The organism is Mediannikoviicoccus vaginalis (assembly GCF_928097925.1).
Taxonomy (GTDB): Bacteria; Bacillota; Clostridia; order Tissierellales; family Peptoniphilaceae; genus Mediannikoviicoccus; species Mediannikoviicoccus vaginalis.
Genome location: NZ_CAKMRI010000001.1, coordinates 630,738 through 652,232 on the forward strand (window position 1 = coordinate 630,738; position 21,495 = coordinate 652,232).

12 protein-coding genes and 2 pseudogenes are annotated in these 21,495 nt (G+C 31.3%); all 14 read right to left on the reverse strand.

Going from position 1 to position 21,495, the window contains the following annotated elements; all coding sequences use genetic code 11:
- Nucleotides 1–33 precede the first annotated feature (33 nt).
- Nucleotides 34–234, reverse strand: a complete 201-nt coding sequence (locus L6651_RS03140) for a helix-turn-helix domain-containing protein (protein WP_035112633.1) — start codon at nucleotides 232–234, stop codon at nucleotides 34–36.
- Nucleotides 235–379: 145 nt separating this feature from the next.
- Nucleotides 380–1,036 carry a DNA-binding protein gene (locus L6651_RS03145; RefSeq protein ID WP_237036591.1) on the reverse strand — a complete coding sequence of 219 codons (657 nt, stop codon included), beginning with the start codon at nucleotides 1,034–1,036 and terminating at the stop codon, nucleotides 380–382.
- Between the two features lie 1,495 nt (nucleotides 1,037–2,531).
- Nucleotides 2,532–8,723: pseudogene (locus tag L6651_RS03150) on the reverse strand (Eco57I restriction-modification methylase domain-containing protein); the annotation flags it as partial.
- The gene (locus L6651_RS03155) at nucleotides 8,710–9,675 is read right to left on the reverse strand and encodes a DNA cytosine methyltransferase (RefSeq protein WP_237036593.1); all 966 of its coding nucleotides are present in this window, start codon (nucleotides 9,673–9,675) and stop codon (nucleotides 8,710–8,712) included. The pseudogene L6651_RS03150 and the gene L6651_RS03155, both read right to left, overlap by 14 nt.
- Nucleotides 9,668–11,389, reverse strand: coding sequence for a DNA topoisomerase 3 (locus L6651_RS03160; protein WP_237036594.1), 1,722 nt, complete (start codon nucleotides 11,387–11,389; stop codon nucleotides 9,668–9,670). The genes L6651_RS03155 and L6651_RS03160 overlap by 8 nt, the downstream gene beginning before the upstream one ends.
- A 63-nt stretch (nucleotides 11,390–11,452) precedes the next feature.
- Nucleotides 11,453–12,319 (reverse strand): CD1107 family mobile element protein, encoded by an 867-nt coding sequence (locus L6651_RS03165; RefSeq protein WP_237036595.1) that lies wholly within the window; start codon nucleotides 12,317–12,319, stop codon nucleotides 11,453–11,455.
- 14 nt (nucleotides 12,320–12,333) lie between these two features.
- Nucleotides 12,334–14,685: a leucine-rich repeat protein gene (locus tag L6651_RS03170; RefSeq protein ID WP_237036596.1), complete on the reverse strand. Its 2,352-nt coding sequence runs from the start codon at nucleotides 14,683–14,685 to the stop codon at nucleotides 12,334–12,336.
- Nucleotides 14,672–14,911 (reverse strand): hypothetical protein, encoded by a 240-nt coding sequence (locus tag L6651_RS03175; RefSeq protein WP_237036597.1) that lies wholly within the window; start codon nucleotides 14,909–14,911, stop codon nucleotides 14,672–14,674. The genes L6651_RS03170 and L6651_RS03175 overlap by 14 nt, the downstream gene beginning before the upstream one ends.
- Nucleotides 14,912–14,925: 14 nt before the next feature.
- Nucleotides 14,926–17,502 (reverse strand): CD1108 family mobile element protein, encoded by a 2,577-nt coding sequence (locus L6651_RS03180; RefSeq protein ID WP_237036598.1) that lies wholly within the window; start codon nucleotides 17,500–17,502, stop codon nucleotides 14,926–14,928.
- Between the two features lie 7 nt (nucleotides 17,503–17,509).
- Complete coding sequence (locus tag L6651_RS03185; RefSeq protein ID WP_305067679.1) at nucleotides 17,510–19,933, reverse strand: VirB4-like conjugal transfer ATPase, CD1110 family; 2,424 nt, start codon at nucleotides 19,931–19,933, stop codon at nucleotides 17,510–17,512.
- Complete coding sequence (locus L6651_RS03190; protein WP_008902108.1) at nucleotides 19,824–20,234, reverse strand: PrgI family protein; 411 nt, start codon at nucleotides 20,232–20,234, stop codon at nucleotides 19,824–19,826. The genes L6651_RS03185 and L6651_RS03190 overlap by 110 nt, the downstream gene beginning before the upstream one ends.
- Before the next feature lies 1 nt (nucleotide 20,235).
- Nucleotides 20,236–20,526: a hypothetical protein gene (locus L6651_RS03195; RefSeq protein WP_237036599.1), complete on the reverse strand. Its 291-nt coding sequence runs from the start codon at nucleotides 20,524–20,526 to the stop codon at nucleotides 20,236–20,238.
- Nucleotides 20,527–20,535: 9 nt separating this feature from the next.
- Entirely contained in the window at nucleotides 20,536–21,399 is an 864-nt protein-coding gene (locus tag L6651_RS03200) for a VirB6/TrbL-like conjugal transfer protein, CD1112 family (RefSeq protein WP_237036600.1), read from the reverse strand.
- A 10-nt stretch (nucleotides 21,400–21,409) separates the two neighbouring features.
- Nucleotides 21,410–21,493, reverse strand: a pseudogene (locus L6651_RS03205) (Maff2 family mobile element protein); the annotation flags it as partial.
- Nucleotides 21,494–21,495: the final 2 nt, after the last annotated feature.

The following is a 21,495-nucleotide window of genomic DNA, read 5'->3' on the forward strand; positions in this document are numbered from 1 at the left end:
AAGTAAGAATCTTATTTACTATTTGCCTCAACTCTATTTTTTATATTCAATAATATCCCCAATATCACATTGAAAATACTCACAAATCTTTCCTAATGTTTCCAAACTTACATTTTCATCTCTTCCCATCTTGGCTATTGTCTTGGGAGTTGTTGCTATTGCACATTGTAAGTCTGTTTTTTTCATATTTTTATCTATTAATAACTTCCATAATTTGTTATATGAAAATCCCATATCATTCTCCAATACTATATTTTACCTTTCTAAAGGTATAGATTAACTACCTAATTATAGCATATAACACAGATTCCTTTCAATTATATGATTTACTGCGTTAAATTGAACAAAAAAATAAAGGCAGTCCGAAGACTGCCGATATTTATCTTTCTGTGCCTTTGCTATGATTTTTCTTATTAGATTTAGTTTTATCGTTTGTCTTAAAGCTTTTTATTTGCCCTATTATGGACTTTTTATCCTTGTCTTGACTCTTTACTTGTTCTTTTGCTTTTAATAGCTTAGAAGACAAAATACGAATATTTTTATGTTCCTTTCCGTTGTTGTCAATACTGGTTTTTACTTGTCCGAAGATTTTAACAAAATCTCCTTGTTTTAAGTCCTTTAAATCTTTTGTCTTATCTCCATAGGCTGAACAATTTGTATATACCTTATTTCCATCGTCATCTTTTGAAACAATTGAAAAATTACTTACTTTAAACTTTTCTCCATTTGCATTTTCTCTTTCAAGATTTTCTACTTTGCCTGCTATATTACCGACAAGATTAATAAGATCATCTTTTTCTTCAATATCACTGACATTTTCAACAATCTTACCTTGTTCTTTCATATCATCAATCATATAGTTAAAGTCATCACTTAGTAGACCTGTTGTGTCATTGTTCATATATAAAACATAGACTTCTTCAAGTGCCTTTTCATCATTAACACCTTTTTCTATGCTCACAAGTGCTTTTATAAAATCCTTGTAGTTATCATTCATCATTTCTTCTAAGTTTTCTCTAATACCTTTGTATTCCATAATTTCCTCCTTGTATTAAATAAGGAGAGCCTTTCGCCCTCCTCTATCTTTCTTGTCCTTTTTCGTTTTTTTCTTGATTTTTATCTTTTTCTTCTTCAGATTTGAATTTTGATATTTGTCCCAATATTGATGGTTTATCTTCACTTGCGTGTAGATTATCCTCTACATCATAGGTTGATTCAAAGTAATCACTATCTTTAAAATCATTGTCATACCTATCTGGTATTCCATCATTGTCAAGATCTTTTGCTAGCGGATCATAGAAGTTTCCATCATCATCTATTTCTAATCCTAAAGCTTGTTTTAAATCTTCTTCATCTACTGATACCAGATCATCAAAACTTGACATCTTTATGGCTTCAGTCATATCTTTAAGAGCTTGTGAATTAGATATATCTTCCTCTACAAAAGATTCTGTTCTAATAGCTACATTATCTACATACTGAGTCCATGTTTTTTCTTCCAAATTTACTTCATATTGAATAGAATGCTTACCATCAGGTGTTTCTGTATAGGCAAGTCCTATATGACTTAAATCAGGGTATAGTTTGTCAAAGTCTTCATAGTTATTAGATTCTGAAAACTCGTAGTTAGAATAATCAACTATCGCCCTTTTTAAATCTTCTAATAGTGGTGATTGATTTTCTAATTCTTCTACTTCTCCCATATCTAAAAGTTTATTAATTTCAGCTAGTCTTAGTGTCTTGTCCCTTAACTCATCTGCTTTTTCAAATGGTTTAGTTAATTCTACTTTGGCATTTTCTAAAGATTCTTTATAGTTTTCAAGGTTTTGATTTAACCTTTCAAGTCTTGAAGGCATTTTTTCAATTGCATTATCAAGTCTTGTTATATTACCATCAGTAGAGTTTGAAAACTCTCCGAAGTATTCTGCTTTTCCTAGGAGTTTAAAAGTGTGAGTATTAGTCATAAAGTTATACGAAACTTGTAAATCTAGATTTCTATATTTACCAATAACCTTACTATCATTTATCTTTACCTTTTTTATTTCTTCTAATAGCTTCTCTCCAGCCTCTTTCTTATCTAAAATCTTATTTCCACCAAGACTTATTGAAGTGAATTTTATGTCTTCTTCTCCTAATTTCTCAATACTTGCAATATCTTCCTTGACCGCTTGTATTTCCATCTCAGTTTTTAAAATACTTTGAGGATAAATTTTATTTACCTTATCTTCAAGCTTGTATTTATTAGACTTGTAGTTTGCTTCCAGCATTTTTAGCTTTGTAACTTCGTTATCTAAATCCATTTTTTCTTTAATTATAGGATTGCCTGTAGCCAAAGCCTTAATTTCTGAATAAGATAGACTTGCTTCATCAACATCTTCTGCAACACGCACAGGTGTCTTGCTTGTCATAATTTGGGATATAAATTTCTGCTTATTTTCTATTGTCTGCCACAAATAAGCATCAAAGGTATTCTCTGTTACATATCTAAAGATATTTACCTTATCATTTTCATTGCCTTGACGAACAATTCTACCACTTCTTTGCTCTAGGTCAGACGGTCTCCAAGGGACGTCTAAATCGTGTAAGGCTATTAGTTTGTTTTGTACATTAGTACCTGCACCCATTTTTTGAGTAGAGCCTAATAATACTCTTACTTCTCCCCTTCTTACCTTAGAGAACAATTCATCTTTTTGTTTGTCTGTATCTGCTTCGTGGATAAAGGCTATTTCTTCTTTAGGTATTCCCATATTCACTAGCTTATTTCTAATATCATCATAGATATTAAATTCTCCATCTCCTTTTGGTGTAGACATATCTGAAAATACTAATTGTGTCGATGAATTTTCTTTTGTCTTATCCCAGATCGAAAAGATATTTTTTACACATACATTTACCTTTGAATTAGGATCATCGGGTAGTAGTGGATTTATTAATCTTTGGTCAAGGGCAAGTTTTTTACCATCATTTGTAATCTTTAACATATTATCTTCTGTTGGTTCTACTTGGTTATTTCTAACTGCGTCAGCTCTTTCTGAAATAGCTTCTAATATTTCTTTTTGTTCTTCAGTAGGTTTTGTTTTAATAACTTCAAAATTTGCTTCAGGAACTGGCAAATTTAACATATCTGAAGTCTTTATATCTGCTACTTCTTTAAACATAGACATCAACTCTGGCAAGTTATAAAACTTCGAAAATCTTGTCTTTTGCCTATATCCAGTGCCTTCTGGAGATAATTCAAAGGTGTTTTCTGTTTCTCCAAAAGTAGAAGCCCAAGCGTCAAAATGTTCTAATCCTCTTGCCTTTAAATCGTCATATTGAAGATATCTTTGCATTGTATAAAGCTCTGTCATTGAATTTGATATCGGTGTACCAGTAGCAAATACAACTCCCTTTCCATCTGTCATTTCATCCATATACCTACATTTCATATACATATCTGAAGACTTAAAGGCTTCACTTTGACCGATACCCGCAACATTTCTCATTTTAGTATGCAAGAATAAGTTTTTGTAATTATGAGCTTCGTCTATAAATAACTTATCTACTCCTAGTTCTTCAAAGGTTATTACATCATCTTTTTTAAAGTCATCATTTAGTTTTTCAAGTCTTACCAAGAGTTTCTTCTTTGTCTTTTCCAGTTGTTTTACTGTGAAATTTTCTCCTCTATTTCTTTTGTTCTCATCAATAAAGGAAACTATATCATCTATTTGATCTTGTATATGCCTTACCTGGTATTCCTTAGACATTGGTATTTTTTCAAATTGAGAGTGTCCTATAATAACTGCATCATATTCTCCCGTTGCAATCCTGCCAATAAATCTTTTTCTATTTTTAGGTTGGAAGTCTTTTTTATCGGCCACCATAATATTTGCTGACGGATATAATTGCATAAACTCCCTACCAATTTGAGTAGTTAGATGGTTAGGAACTACAAATAATGATTTACTTGCAAGTCCTAACTTTTTAGATTCCATAGCAGAAGCTACCATTTCAAAAGTTTTTCCTGCTCCTACTACATGGGCAAGTAGTGTATTTCCACCATAAAGAGTCCTAGCTATTGCATTTTTTTGATGTTCTCGAAGTCTAATTTCAGTATTCATTCCATCAAAAGTTAAGTTAGAACCATCAAATTCTCTATTTCTAATTGAATTGAATTTTTCATTATAAATCTTCTCTAGCCTATATCTTCTATCAGGATCTTCAAATATCCAATTCTTAAATTCTTCTTTTATCAGTTCTTGCTTTTGACTTGCTAGCATAGTTTCTTTTTTGTTTAATACAGAAGTCTTAGACCCATCATCATTTATTATTTGGTCAAATACTTTTGTATCTTTTAGATTAAGAGCATTTTCAATCAGCTTATAGGCATTTACTCTACTTGTACCATAAGTCATGTTAGCAAGGTCATTAGTTGAGTCGACACTTTTACCCTCAATATTCCATTCACTTGAGTGTGGCGAGAACCTAACATTTATATTCCACCTATCATAACCTGGTGTTTTTAAAAGGTTAAAAGTAAAGTCTTCTATATCTTTTTGAGGTATCCAAGTTGCTCCTAACCTTACATTTATATCAGAAGCAGTGAGTTCTTCAGGCATAACTTCTTGTAATTTTTCTCTTTGGTATTTGAGTTTTCCTAACTCGTTTAATAATGTGTCTTTCTTTTCAGAAGGTGCTAAATCTATTACATTTTCAATTTCTCCGATATATGAATTGAGGTAGCCAATTTTTTCTCTGATATTACCACTTAAATATTCATCAGCCGATACATATGAAAAATGAAATGGATCGTCATTATTAAAGTTTTCAAAGGGCATTCTGTTATTAATTAGGTCTGTGTCCTTAATGTCTAAAAATATTTCGCCTTCAAGCTCACCAATTAAGGTGTCCCTATCTTTACTTGTGATAGATTCCATATATTCAAAATCTACATATCCTTTTTGTGAAACTGATAAGACTAAAGCTTCAAGGGAAGTGTCTACATGGTCTACTACTTTTGCCTTTGTTATTGTTCTTTTTGAGAATATATCACTCTTAGCTTTGAAATTATCCTCATCATCAAGTATTTCTATTGATGAAACCAAAGGAAAGTTCGAGTCTTCCTTTAAGGCTCTAGTGTTTGATAGGGAGTTAATAAAGCCATGTTTCTTTGAAAAGTTATCATAGACTTCATTTAACTTTGCTTGTGATTCTTTTATTTCTTCATCAGAAAAATCGTCCTTTTGTTTTTCTATTACATCTTTTAAAGCATTCATTACATCAAGGTAATCTTTTATCTTTTCTTTGTTTTTATCTGATATATTCTGCTTAATTAAGACTGAGTTTTCTCTTAAGTAGACCTCTTCATCAATAATAGTGTAAGAAAAGTTTTTAACATCATCTGTTGCTGGAAGACTTAATTCTTCATCTTCCAATAGTTCGACCTCTTCATATTTTGAATTTGAAGATATTTCCTTACTTGCAAGATCCATTAAATCCTTTAGATTTTCGTCTTCTTTTTCATCACAAGTAATAGTATTTCCAAATCTACCAGATACTTCTTTCATATCCCCTAATACCATTTGAGGATTATCTACAAAGTATTTATTGTAAGTCAAACCCTTTTTATCAGTTTCTAGGTGTATCCAATCGTCATCTCTTTCTATAACTGAATCTCTCTTTTTTAAGAAAATAATATCTGAAGTAACTTCTGTACCAGCAAGTCCTTTAAATGTTGTATTAGGAAGCCTCATAGCTCCTAAAAACTCACATCTTGCATTAATATATTTTCTAACAGATTCATCTTTTTTATCCATAGTTCCAGATGAAGTTATGAAGGCAATAATTCCTCCATTCCTAACCTTATCTATTGACTTTGCAAAAAAATAATCGTGAATCAGAAAGTTATTTCTGTTATATTCACGATCGTTAACTTTAAAATCTCCAAAGGGAACATTTCCAATTACTAAATCGAAAAAGTTATTTGAGAAGTTTGTTTCTTCAAAACCTTTAATTTGAATATTAGCTTCAGGATAAAGTTCTCTTGCTATTCTTCCGCTTAGACTATCTTTTTCTACTCCATAGACTTTAGAATTTCGTATTTCACTTGGCATATTACCAATGAAGTTACCAACTCCTGCAGACGGTTCAAGGATATTCCCAGTCTTAAATCCCATATCTGTTAGAGTCTTATATATTCCATCCATTACCTCTCTAGGTGTATAAAAGGATGTTAAGGTAGACTCTTTAGCATTCAAATACTCTTCATTTGTTAGATTTTCTTTTAAAATATTCCTTGCTTCAAGCCATTGCCCTCCTTTTTCTTCATCAAAGACATCGGCAAGACCACCCCAACCTAAATAATCAGCAAGATAGGCTTGTTCATACTCTCTTGGACTCCTATTTTCATTTTCAAGTCTTTTTAGCATTTTGATAGCTTTTATATTTTTATCTAGCCTTTCTGATGGTGTTAGGTATTCCGAGTAAATATGATTTTTCAAGTCATAATTTCTAGCAAAACTTAATCTTTCCTTGTTAGGTTCATAGCCTAGATTTTTTAAATCTTCTTTTCCCCTCAATAAGTTTTCAGCTGAATCTCTTGGGACATTGTACCTATCCATCATTTGGTCAATTTCGGGATTATAGTTATCAATAAAGCTTTCTTGTTCTACTTGTCTTTCAATTTGTTTTTCATATTCAGATAATTTGTGTATCTCATAATTTCCACTATCTAAAAACTCATCAATCTTTCTACTTTCTTCAAATGTTTCACCCTTATATAAAGGATATTCTTCCTCATTAATTTCTACCTTAGTTCCAGTTTCAATTAAGTTAATTCCATCAAAGATATTCTCATCTTCTAAAATAAATTCCTTACCAACCTTTACTGCTAGTTTTTCTGATGTTTGACTTAGATTTTCAAAGATTTCTTCAAGGTATGAATCGTTTCTATATGGAATTACTTCCGAACCCCTAATCATACCTCCCATATATTCCATATTATCTCTGATAGTGACAGTTTTAAGTCCTCCACTTAGTTCATCAAAATCTGTAATAGTAAAGTCCTTATCTTTATATCTAACCTGATCCCCTATCTTAAATTTAGGCTCTATCTTTTCCTTAATTTCTTCTTGTAATGATTTTTCCTCACTTAGTGCAACTTGTTCTTCTAAATATGAAAATTCACGCTCATTCACTTCTTCACCATCACCAAGGTCAATCCTATAGTGTTCGACAACTTCGCCGTCTACATAGTGGTCAAAATAGAATTTGAAATATCCGATATAATCATCAGTCATTTCTCCAAATTCATTTTCTCCAAGAGTTTGATTATGGTCCTTAACATCTATATCTTTTTGTCTTAGGATATCGATTAAATCTTTAGTTACTATCTGTCCACTATAATCAGGAACTAATTCGTGGTTTTCATTAAATTCTACAATCCAGTAATCTTCTCTATTTTCAGTGTTTTTGCCATCAAAAAAAGAAGCTTCATCAGCTTCCTTTTCTTGGCTTATTTCATTTTCTAAGCTTCTACGTATTCCTTGATTGCCATTTTCTTCACTGTTGCCATCAAGTTGTTCATCTGTCCTTGGTATTCCTCTGGATTCTCTCTTTTCATCTTCTCTGTCAATCCTTGTGCTTTCATCATTTTGACTTTCTCTCTCTTGATAAAGTACACTGCCTGATTTTGAATTTCCTTCAGATGGTTCAAAAGTGTTTTCTCCTCGTACATTTCCTGAAGCTTCTTCCAGTTCTCCATATCCTCGCTCCCTACTAGGTAAGACAGTCTTAGAACTGCGTAAGTCGGATTCGGAAATCTCTCCATAAATTCCAGATCCTTCTCCATCATGTCCAAGGTTTTCTCTTCGATCTTCATCGCTATTTCCTCTGTCGCTTCCATCTGTGAAAACTCGTCCATCTCTACTTCTTGACCTATCATCTCGTCTATATAAATCATTTTGACCTCCTCTATCTTCATTTATATTTTCTATATCTCTATTATAGTCGCCACCGGCCCTTTCTGTCAGCAGCCTAGCACGATCCATTTCCTTAGATTTTTCTATTGTTTTATCTATAATATCTTCGCTAACCCTTGATATTACAAGACCTATCTGTTCTAAAGAAATTGTATTAATCCTCAAAAAATTATTTTTTAAATTTTCCATATCCATAGGATAGACTATATTAAACCTATTAGCTACCGCATAGGATATTGAGTCCCTCATAAACTTTTCAAAACTCAGTCTATCCTCTATATCTATTCTCAAATCAGCAAGAGCTAAGTTAATATATTCATCTCCATAAATTCGGCTCAAAGAAAATATATTTTCATTAAGTGAATCACTGGCTTCAAATGAAGAATCTCTTATTATTTCTTTTAAAGCCTCGTTATGGTTTTCGTGGTCAAATTGCCATAAGCTAACCTCATTAATATTCCTATCCATTGATGTGGTCTGTCTAATATCAAAAATGTATGAAATTCTTTGATTTACATCACTTCCAACTAAAATTGGAATACCCTTTTGACCTCTCATAACAACTCTGCCAAAATATTTTTTCCACATGTCAAAAGTCGCACAAGCTCTAGCTTCAGGTTCTTTGTTGTATATACTTAATTGGCTAGAAAAATCATATTTCTGATTATTGCCTATAACTTTTAAGAGCTTTAAATATTCTTTTTCATCTTGCAAAACTTCATACTTTATTGCTTCTTGTATATTCTTAAAATCATTTACTTGCATTTTCTACCTCCATTCTATAAATTTCTTTTATAATAGCCATTAAAATATCAACCACAATAGAATTACCGGCCTGCTTATATAGCTTGCTTGAAGTACAATTCTTTCTTCTTGGATGTGCTTCTTCTAGTTTATCTATATCACTTTCATAAAAACCCATAAGTCTTAGGCATTCTCTTTCTGTTAAATACCTATACTGACCATTTCCAATATCTATTATTCCAGAATTAGGTACTCTCATCTGTTTTGTAGAAATAGTATAAGAAAAATCTTTAATCACTTTTAGTCGCCCTTTAAAACTATTATCTATGCCTTTATTTAAAAATTTGAGCATATAAGGTTGGGTCATTGTGTAAAGTTCACTTACATCCTTTTCTAAAAATTCACTTAGTGGTCTTGTTTCTTTTCTCTCCAATTTATTAAAAGAAAAGTTATTTGCTCCAAGACATGAAACAACAAATATCCTTTCTCTTTTTTGAGGTATCCTAAAGTCCATTGCATTTAAGATTTCATATTTGCTTTCATATCCAAGATCTTCTAGCTCTTTTAGATAAATAAAAAAGGAGTCCCTCATATTTCTATCAAGGACTCCCTTTACATTTTCCCAAATTATCCATTTAGGTTTATCTTTCATTTCTTTAATTATTCTAATTGTTTCAAATAGTAGGCTTGATCTAGTTCCTGAATTTTTAACTCCTCCTTGCTTTTTTCCAATTCTTGAAAAGTCTTGGCAAGGACTTCCATGCATAATTAAGTCTATCTTTTCATTAGGAGCTTTATATCCTACTACTGATTTTGGCTTATAATCTTCTCCATAAATTGCGTTGTATGATTTAACGCAAGCCTTATCTATTTCTACATAATCAACTACTTCATAAGGTATCTTCAAATTAATAAAAGCCTTTCTAATAGCACCTATGCCACCGAAAAGCTCTAATATTTTTACCTTATTCATTTAGATTATTCTTGTACCTATCTACAAGCTCCCTTATACTATCTTCTATTTCTCTTAAAAAGTCTTCTTTATCTACTTCGCCAGAGCTAATCTTTGCAAGTTTCATTTCCCATTCAGATGTTGTTTCTGCCGACTTAAACTTATCCTCTACAATTGATACAAGTCTATTGCCTTTTTCTGTTACAAGTAGATTTTTCTTATCTCTTCTTATAAGGTCCTTATGGATAAGATTTTCAATAATTCCTGCTCTTGTAGCTGGTGTTCCTAAGCCTTTTCTTTCTACTTCTATATCTTTATCCAGTGATTCAATCCCTGCACTCTCCATAGCCTTTAAAAGTGTATCTTCATTATAATGACTTGGAGCTTTGGTAAATTTCTCCGATATGTTTTTAGAAGTGAGCTTAATATTATCTCCAGTCTTTACATCTGGTAATTCATTTTCTTGTCTTTCCTTTCCATAAGGCTTTAGATACTTGGTATAACCCTCATCGATTACAGTCTTGCCACTTGCATTGAAGTTAAATTTATCATATTCATATCTGATTTTTCTACTAGATTCCTTTAAGTTATCCGAACATGAAGCAAGTAATTTATTCTTGATTAGATTATAGATTTTACTTTCTCTATCAGATAAATCTTTGGCTTTTCCAATACCTGATATAGTAGGAATAATCGCATAGTGGTCTGTAACCTTAGATGAATTAAAAATAGACTTAAAGTTTGATTCGTTGATTTTAAAACCTTCTTCAAGTCCTTCTAATAATTCTTTCATAGTAGTAACCATATCATCGGTTAAATACCTGCTATCTGTTCTTGGGTATGTGATTAGCTTTTTTTCATACAAACCTTGTGCCAGATTTAAAGTATCATTTGCTGAATACCCAAAATATTTATTTGTTTCTCTTTGTAAGGTAGTGAGATCATAAGGCTTATCTGGTTTTGTGCTTATTTCTTTATCTTCTACCTCTGTAATAACTATTTCATCTTCTAGTAGATTTAATAGTTGCTCTGCAACTTCAATTTTATCAATCCTATCAGATACAAGTTTCAATCCTTTATAAGATAGGTCAACTGTATAATATTTTTGCTTCTTAAATAGGTTTATTTCACTATCTCTTTTAGCTATTAAATATAGAGTTGGTGTTTGTACTCTACCAACTGAATATGTTTCCTTGTAAATGCAAGAATAAAGTCTACTTAGATTCATTCCTACCAGCCAATCTGCAATGGCTCTTGCACTTGCTGATCTATATAAATCTTCAAAGTTTTCTCCGTCTTTAAGATTTCTAAAGCCATTTTCAATAGCTTTGTTTTCCATTGAAGATATCCAAAGTCTTTGAATCTTCTTTTTACATTTAGCTTGATTATATACAAGCCTAAAGATAAGTTCTCCCTCTCTACCAGCATCACAAGCATTTATTACTGTGTCGATATTCTTATCGTTTAAAAGTTTCTTTAAAACTCCATATTGTTTCTTAGTGCTTTTAGATACTTCATAAATATATTCTTCTGGAATTATAGGAAGAGTGTCTATCGTCCATTTCTTCCATTTTTCGTCTATCTTATCGGGACTTGCCATTTGAATTAAATGACCTACACACCAAGAAACAATGTATCCATTCCCCTTATAATATCCGTTTTTTCTTGTTCTTGCTCCAATTACTTTTGCAATTGTAACTGCTACACTTGGCTTTTCTGCTATTACTAACTTCATTATTACCTCCATAAATTAAAAAAGAGCGAAAGATTTCTCTCTCGCTCACGCTTTTAAAAATTATTATAATAGTTCATCATCTTCATCGTCTTCATCTAAAGATTCTTCATGACTCTCGTCATCGTCATCATCTTCTGACTCACTAATATAATCCTCATCATCTTCTTCAAAGTCTTCCAACATTTTATCTTCTTTTGCTTTAACTACCTTAAAATAATATCCTGCTCCTACAACTCCTCCAATTACAAGTGCAACAATTAGAAATGAACCTATCCCACTTTTCTTTTCTTCTTTTACTGGAACAACTGTAGGTTCTTCTTTTTTTACTTCTTCTTTCTTAGGTTCTTCAACCTTTATAGTATTTTTATCTTCTGATTCAATCATATTAAGTAGGTCTTGCTCTCCTACTTCTGTCAATAATCTTACATTATCTTGATTTGATGAGTGATCCACTATTAGGTGCATAGTTTTTCCACTTTTAGTTTGAAATGTTAAAAATTGTCTTACATCTACTGGATTTTCTTTATCTTTTTCTGTATCTCCACTTGGTGTAATATCTTTTCCATTCCTATCTACATTTTCAATTACTGAACCTCTTGCTTTATTTTCTTGTGTTGCAAGATTATTTACTGCCTTTGTATTACCACCTTTTACAAGTGGTGTTTTCTTAGGAGGATTAGTTGAAGGCTTATTTGCTTCACTTGCATTTCCTGGTATTCTTGGAACATCTTGATAAGGAATCTCTTCTTTTGACGGTGTAAAAACATCATCTTTCAACATTTTTTCAAATTCTTCTTTTTGTGGTTCATAGATTGATTCGTTTTGACTTTCTATTTGCCCTTCATTTGTCATCGCAAATGTAGTTGCTGGTACTGTAAATGTAAAAAGGAGTAACGCTATGGCTACTCCTCGTTTAATACTCTTATTCATTTTTCTATCCTTTCTTATTTTACATTTTTAAATACATAGACTGCTTTTCTAGCATTGTCCCATTCTATTGTTTGGTTTTTACCATCTTTAATATCTCCATGACTTGCCCCAAAAGCTTTAGCAATATTTGAAATTGAAGCATGAATTCTTCCATTTATAATCACTGGCTTAACATCTGAATTGTAGACCTTTCCATCTGAATCTTTCATAACACCAGTATCAATATTTAGTCTTAATGTCTTTTTAGCTAAGATATTATTCTCTTTATTTGAGAAAATAGCTTCACGAGTAGAGTTGTCGTACTCAACATTAAAACCTAGAGTATATGCAATATATCTTACTGGAATCATAGTTCTTCCTTGATCCACATAAGTTTTTACATCCATATATACTGTTGTCTTACCATCTTTGTTGATAATGTTGTAGAAGTTTTTATCTACTTGGAAAACTGCAAATTCTTTTTCATCTTTAACTTGTTTTTTGGATTGTTGTTCCTCTTGTTTTTTCATCTTGTTAAGATCAAATTGATTTAGGATATTCTTGTCATCAGCTTTCAAAAGTTCGTCCCACTTCTTATCTTGAGATTTCTTATCTTCTTTCTTCTCTTTGTTTTCTTTTTGGAGTTTTAGAAGTTCATATAATTTTTTAGATAAGTCTTGATTTAGATTTTTATCCTTTTCATCTTTAGCTTGTTTTTCAAGTTCTTCTTTTTCTTTTTTATTCGCTTCCTCGATTAACTTCTTGGCTTCTTCAATTTTCTTATCTAACTCTTCTTTTAGCTTTTTAATTTCTTCTTCAGAATCTTTTTGTTTTTCTTCTAGTCCTTTAATCTTATCTTCTAATTCCTTTTTTGTATTTTCAGAAGATTCTTTTAAACTATCAATAGCCTTTTGAAGCTCTTCAATTTTCTTAAAGCATTCTGACTTAGAATTTTCTGTCTCTTTCTTTTTAGACTCAAGGTCTTTTATCTTAGCATCTTTTTCATCAAGAGCTTTTTCTAAGTCCTTAGTTCTATTGTCTTTATCTTCAATTTCTTTAGTCTTCTTTTCAAGCTCTCCTTCTAAAGACTTGAGCTTTTCTTGCATTTCTTTGATTTTATTTTCGTTTTTATCGGTCTTTTCTTTCTCAGCTTCTAACTCCCATTTTGTAGATGAATAATCTTCATTTAGCTTTGCATTTTCATCTTGTAATCTTTTTAATTCATCTTTAAGCTGAGTAATTTCTGCTATTAGTTCATTATTATTGGAGTTTTTAAGATCCTCAATTTCTTTGTTCAATTGAGCAATCTTATTATCTTTATCTCTAATTTCTTCTTCTAGCTTAGCCTTTTCTTGTTTTAGTTTTTCTCCATTATCTTTGCAAGATTCTAACTTTTCCTTTAATTCATCTATCTTTGATTGGTCTTCTTTTTTCTTATCATTTAAGTCTTTGATCTGATTTTCTAAGTCCTTAATGTTTTTAGTTAAATCATCAATCTTATTGTCCTTTCCATCAATATCTTGTCCTGTCAAATCAGTTTGAGTATCGATGGAATATTTGTTTGGATTGAAAATAGTCATCTTTCCTTGATACATATCATTGTTATAATCGAATTCAAGTTCTACACTATCTACATTCTTATCAAAGACAAACTCTCCATTTTCAAACCTTAATCCATTAGGAATAGATTTGAATCCTTGATTTCCGTTGAAACCAAAAAGATTTTCGTAAAATGGATTTTGTTTTGGTCTATACTCAACTTCTTGATTATGGAATACTCCCTTACTGTTAATATTTGGATTGCCTAAAACTTTTATAGTGTGCAGTTTATTTCTTGAAAAAGCATACTGTTCAATCGTCTTCACAGACTTCGGTATAGTTATTTCTTGAAGATTATTTCTTTCAAAAGCATTATGTTCAATATTTACCAAAGTATCAGGTAAAGTCACTTCTCTAAGTCCACAATTGAAAAATGCTAAACCACCAAGATAAGTTAGACTATTTGATAGTTTTACCTCGTCTATACTTGCTTCGTAAAAGGCAGCATAACCTAAATGCTTAACAGAATCAGGAATAATTACTTTTTCCCAATGTTTGCCACGTCCAAATTCTCTTTTATATCTAAGTTCATCGTTTGAATGACTTAAAGAATAATTTCCATTTATAGATTTCGTTCCTTCAGGAAATACTAGAATATTTGTCTTCTCTTTCTTTTCTAAGCCTTTATCACTAAAGGCAATTATATTTCCCTCAGAGGAATACATAAAATCATCTTCCGTCCAAGTAACATCAGACTTTGCAAATGCACTTGTATGCACAGTTGATGTTAAAACTAATAAAAGAGCCATAAAAAAGGCTCTTAGTCTGTTCGTATTAAATTTCTTCATTATGAATGTTCTCCTTTTCTTTTAATTTTTCTTCTCTTTTTCTTTCATTAATTTTCTCCATTAATTCTTCCAAGCTAATATTGTTCCTCCTAAGAGTTACAATTATTTCTTCATTTTCAACTTGTATTTCTTCGTCGCAAATTTCCTTGTATTTTGCATTTAAATCTTTTAACTTCTCTTCTATTTTTTTCTTTTTGTTTCTAATACTTATAAGCTTTCTGTTCACATAATATCTCCCTTCTATCTTGGTCTTCCAAAACCATAAAAGTGTGATTTCCAATATTTTGAATTTATTGATGTGTATTGAATTGGATCTCCTGCGTGAATCATCATTCCATTACCTGCGTATATTCCTACGTGAGATATTGGTGTTCCACTGTTATATGTTGAATGGAAAAATATAATATCTCCAGGTTGAGCTTCACTTGGACTGACTGGGTTACAATAGTCTTTGTATATTCTCCATGCAGTTGTTCTTGGCATTCTCTTTACACCAGACTTTGTAAATGACCAACATACAAAACCTGAGCAGTCAAAGTTAGATGGTCCACTTGCTCCAAACACATATCTTTTGCCTATATGTTTTTCTGCTTCATTAAATAAGGCTTTGGCAGTAGCTGAATCAAAAGCAAGACCAGGATTTCCAAAGTTTGGATTATCTACTATTTCTCCTAAGTCCCCATTACCTGATCCAAAAACATCTCCCATATTTCCCTTAGCTTCAAGAAGAGCTTCATAATGAACTACATTGTCTGGATAATCTTTAAATATTTCCCTAACAACTTCATCCATTTCTCTTTTCTTTAAAGTTACAATTAACTTTTTATATTCGTACTCTTCTTTTTCATAGCTAGTATAGGGATTACCACGACTATCATATCTAGTTCTTTCTACTGTTCTTGTTCTAATTTCGATTTCTTCCTTAAAATCAAGCTTATACATTTTATCGAAAAGCTCTTTTAAAATTCCTTTTACTTCAGATGCTGATTTTACTTCACCACATCTTGAAGTTATATAGGATAAAAGTTCATGGGTATTATGACCAATTTCTCCATCTTTATTTATAATATATTCGTCATATCCAGGATGACTTGTTTTTACACTTTCGATTTGTGATTGTAGGTCATACTCCATTGATGAAAATTCTTGATTAACTTCACTTAGAACTGTATCTTGTGATAGGTATGTTGTTGTCATTACTGAGTTAACAGAGTTACTTAATCCACTCATACCAACACTTCCACCACCAATCATGATTGATAGCATAAGACCTAGTCCTATTACTAGAAATAGAACCATCTTACTTTTTCTTACGATTAGCTCTTTAGAAGCCTTACCTAAACTTAAAATAGCTTTTTTAACTCTATCTACCAGTCTTGTTTCGTGCTTTTTAGCTATCATGCTTTTCATTTGTTTTCTTTGGTAAAACTTCTTAAATCTATTTTTCTTTATATAGGAGTCTGACTTTTTTAAATCTTCCAAGCCACTTTTAAACTCCAACTTGCTTTTTCTATTTCTTATTTTCTTATCAAGTGTAGATAGCTTTTTTAATGACTTTTTCTTTTTGTCTAACTTATACTTCCTTATTCCATGCTGAAGTTTAGAGCTTACATTAGCGGCCTTTTCTCCAGATTCTACACCAGTATTATCAGATCCTGAACTTAAATAATCTCTCACTAACTCTGATGACTTAGCTCCAGATAATAAAACCCCAGAAGATAGACTTCCTTTAGTTTTATTCTTTAAAATATTATCCTTTAGCTTGCTTTTAGACTTTTCAAGCTCTCCAATCTTTTTATCTGATATAAAGTCTTTAACATCTTGTGCCTTCTTAGAATCTTTCGGTGTAACTTTCTTAGATTCATTTTTTAAGTCATCGATTTTCTTTCGAGTAAATTTATCACTTTCATAATTTTTTCTCTTGTAGTAAGTCTTCTTTTTATTAACTTTCTTTTGTTCTGAAGGTTTAAGGCTTGTTTCTTTTTCATCTTTTATAAATTCTTGATTATTGTCTTTAAACTCAGGATTATCAAAAGTTTTATCTGTATCAACTTCGTTTAGCTTATTTTCTTTATCTTTTTCTTTAGAAATTTTCTCCTTATCTCTAAACTTCTTTTCTTGATAAAGTTTCTGTTTTCGCTTTTTATCGATATTAGCATTACTGTCGTTCTTGCTCACTTCATCTTTAACAAGCTTATCTTTTCTATATATTCTCTTGCTTTTCTCTGCTTCGATAGGTTTATCTTCACTTGTCTGGATTCGCTTAGACTCTTTCTCGTTGATTTTGTCTTGGAATTTATCCTTACTATGGATAAGTTTATCCTCATAATTTTTAAGAACTTTTCTTTTACTTGATGCCTTCTTATTGCTTATTGGTTGAGCGTTAGCTGAAATATCATCTGTTGTTAGTTTATTAGAATTAATATTTCTACTATTTTCACTATCAAAATTTACCTTTTTGAAGTCTACATCTAAGTCTTCATCAAGTTTAAAGCTTTCATCTGTCCTTATTTCAAGATTAGTTTGTTTTGTTTCTTCAGCCTTATTATTATCTAAAACTTCTTTTCTGATTCTTTCCTTGTTTTTAGCCTTCTGAAAATCTTTTAGTTTATCCTGTTTTTGATCTTTAGCTAATACATTCTCATGGATAAGTTTAGATTCTTTTTCTGAAATTTTATCTCCGAACCTATCCTTAGTCTTAATAATCTTATTGGTATAATCATCTGAATGAACAAGTTTACTATCCATATTCTTTTCAGGAGCGTCCCTATTTCGTATAATTTTCTTTTGAAAATCTTTTTTTAGTTTTTTATCCATGTTGCACCTACTTAGCTTCTTCTGGTTTTGTTGTCATTAGCTTATATAGCATGGTGTCTTTAGGGAATTTATCTATAAAGGGAACAATAGTATTTCCAAAGAATAATAGTCCCTCACCTGCGTTTGAATTAGTAATATAGTTTAACTGATAAGGCGATATTTTTAATTTCTTAGCAAGAATATCTCTATCTCCAGATGCTTGATTTAACATTAGAACAAAGTCTGTATTATCAAAGATATTTTCAATTTCCTGACTTGTTAAGAGGTCTTTTACGTTTTGAGTTATGCCTGTTGGAATACCACCCCATTTTCTAAATCTTTTCCAGATTTCTACTGAATATGAAGCAGTTTGTGGGTCTTTTAATAAAAGGTGGAACTCATCTATATAGTATCTTGTAGACTTGCTTCCTCTATTTAGGGAAACCTTGTTCCAAACCTGGTCTTGAATTACAAGCATACCTATTTTTTTAAGTTGTGTTCCTAGCTCTTTTATATCAAAACAGAGCAGTTGCCTATTTAAGTCAACATTTGACCTATTATTAAATACATTAAGACTTCCCTTAACATAAATTTCCATTTCTGTTGCGAGTTTCCTACCAACTCCCTCTTCTTGAGATAGGAGCATATCGTACAAATCTCCTAATATTGGCATATTATCTGGTTTTGGGTCTTCAAAATATTTTTGATATATCTTTGGTAAGCACCTATCTATAACAGATTTTTCTGCAGCAGTAAGACCAGATCCTCCTACTACAAGTTCAAGCATAGACATTATGAAGTTTGCCTTATCCTTTAAAGGTGCGTCCCCATCTCCATAGTTCATATTAATATCTAAAGGATTTAGGTAGTCCTTTGATTTTGCTGAAACTTTAATAACTTCTCCATTAAATTGTTTTACAAGGTTTGAATACTCGCCTTCAGGATCACAAATAATTACATCATCATCTGTGACAAGAATTGCATTTGCCATCTCTCTCTTTGCTGAGAAAGATTTACCAGAACCTGGTGTTCCTAATATTAGACCGTTAGGGTTCTTTAGTTTCTTCCTATCTGCCATAATCAAGTTTTGGCTAAGGGCATTTAATCCATAGTACAAAGAATTTGCCGAATCAATAAATAGCTCTTCTGTTGTAAAAGGCATAAATACTGCCGTTGATGATGAAGTTAAAAATCTTTTTATCTCGACTTGGTTAACTCCTAAAGGTAAGACAGAAACGAGTCCTTGCTCTTGTTGATGAGATAATCTTTTTACCTGACAATTATGTCTGTTAGCAATTGATGAGATTTGAGCAATAGTGTTTTCTAATTTTTGATTAGTCCTAGCAAAATTCATCATTACTATGGTAACTACAAAGAGCCTTTCATCTCTATTTTGTAAATCAGATAACATGGACTTAACATCAGCCCCAAAAGTATTTATATCTGATGGAATAATATCCATATCATATCCAGCACGAACCGCTTTCTTTTGTTCTTCAATTTTCATTCTGTCTAGGTCTGTGTTTTTTCTCTTAATGAGTTTAATGGCTTCTGCTTGTTCAACTACATCTATATGAAAAGCTACATAAATATTGTCATCAATATCTAAAAACTCAGATAACATTCTGTCTGATAACTCACTTGCAAGTATTTGAAAATGGCTTACTGCTCCAATATATTTACCAAATTTAAAATTATTTGCTGGTGCAAAATTAAAGATATTGGGAGTTATATGTGACTTTGTAGACTCTTTCTTCTTCAAATCTTTATATGAAAAATAAAAGTTTTTGTCTGGATTTAACATATCGTGAACAAGTCTTAGCCTTTCTTCACCATCAAGGCTTTCTGCTCTTACTCCCATAGATTTAAAGTTAGATAAAATATCTACTTCAAGTCTATTTAACTTTGCTCTTGCTTGCTCTAGGTTATCGGCTTCTGTTGTAAAGGTTATATACTTCATCTTTTTAAGTCCGTTATTGCCCTTTGCAAGTTGAAGCTTTAACATCTCCCTAAACTCTTTTCTTACATCGTCATAGAAGTCTCCCTTATCAGCAATTTTAATTGCATCTTGTAGGTCTTTATTTCTTCCTAATTGATTTACATACGAAAGTTCAATGTGGACACTTGGATCAAAAGAATTTAAAAAGTTGGCAAATTGGTTAAAGATTAAATCTCTATCTTCTTCCAATGCCAACTGGTAATTTATATCTTGAAATGAAATTGTCCTTGAATAATTTTTTTCATCTAACTGGCAAATGCCCTCTGGTAACATTCTTATATAGGGAATTGTATCTTCAACAGTAAATCTCTTTTTCTCTTTCTTTAAAAGTACACTTAGAAGACTATTTGTTGGATCTTTCTTTGTTTTTAGCCTTCTTACTTCCTTTCGGTCTTTTTTTAATTGTTTTTCCCTTAGATTTAAGTCGCTGATTTGCTTTTTTCTTTGCTTCAATGTATGCCTCCTTTCTTATTCTCTTAGTTGGTTGATAAAACTTATGAAGATAGAAAAATTTAAAATATTTTTCAAAAGTTAAGGTATCTTTTTCATATAAGGTTATAAAAAAGATTGGCAGGGTTACTATTAGCATTACAATGATAGAAACATCATTAGGTAGATATTTCTTCATAAATAAATAGGTTGGTATACCAATTAGTCCTGCCACAGAAAAACCTATAAGTTGTCTTTTGGTTAAGTTAAAGGCAACCTTTGTTTTAATCTTGTCCAAATCTTTTGGTATTGGTACATATGCCATTTTAATCTCCCTCTACTTCTTCTTTGGAAAGTTCAAGTATATGGTCATAATTAGATGTTGTTTCCTCTTCCAGGTAGCTAATTCTTTCTTCTAATTCTTCTTGTTTTTCTTCATTTCTGTCATTGTATTCGCCTTGATACATAACAAATTCATTGTGACATCTTCCGAGTCTATTTATTCTCATCTTTAAGTTTCTAATCTCTTCATTTCTTTTTTTCTCTTTTAAGATTTCATAAGTTCCTCCTAATAAAATTCCAAGTCCCAATAAAGCACAATTTTTCTTTTTTAACATTTATTCCTCCTAGTGCGTATTCATAATACTTTTTGCAACTGTTCCACTCTTAAACATCATAAGTCCAAGTAGTAGAGCATATCCTAATATACTAAACAAGCTTGCGTGAATATCTGTAATCTGTACCGTTCTTATTAAAACGGTGTAGATACCTAAACATACCATCAAAAACAAACCTTGTAGTCCCAAGGCAAAAAGTCCCTTGATATAATTTGTTCCAATCTGACCACATTCTTTATTTCCCATAGTCGCAAATGGTATGGATGATACTGATGAGTAGACATATATTTCAAACATACGCCCATATACTATTAAGGTAATAGTTAAAGATATACATTGAATTGCAATCCTTACAAGGCTTGTTTCAACTAATATCATTAAAAGCTCACCTATTTCTTTTTCTTTTAATGTATCAACCATTGCAACTATCTGATCTCCTGAAACAGTGGCAGAAGTAGTGATTACCCCTGCCGCTTTGTTTACAAGATTTTGTGCCACATCAAAGACTGCCATTGAAAATTCAAAGGCATGGCTTGCAAGGTAGACTGCTATAAACATCTTTATAATGTATTTGAAAAACTCAAAAGTATCTGTATCGTGCATATTATTCTTTTGCATAACCATATTTATGAGTTCAATACATAAAACTGCTGTTATGATAAGACCTGCTATTGGAACGATCACATTATCATTAATGTTTTTTATGAAGTTATACACTTCTCCATTCCAACCCATTGGTGTCTTCCCAACATCAGTTGCAATAACTCCTACCTTGTCATTTATATCTAAGAACATGGACTCAAGATTTGCTTTGATACCTCCGAGTAGCATATCCTTAAAAAATTCAGTTAGCTTGTCAAAGATACCAAACATAGACTTTCTCCTATTTTAAAGCATTTGCAAGTAGTGGAATTAATTTAATACCGATTAGTACAATTCCCCCACCAGCCATAAGCTGCTTTATGCCTA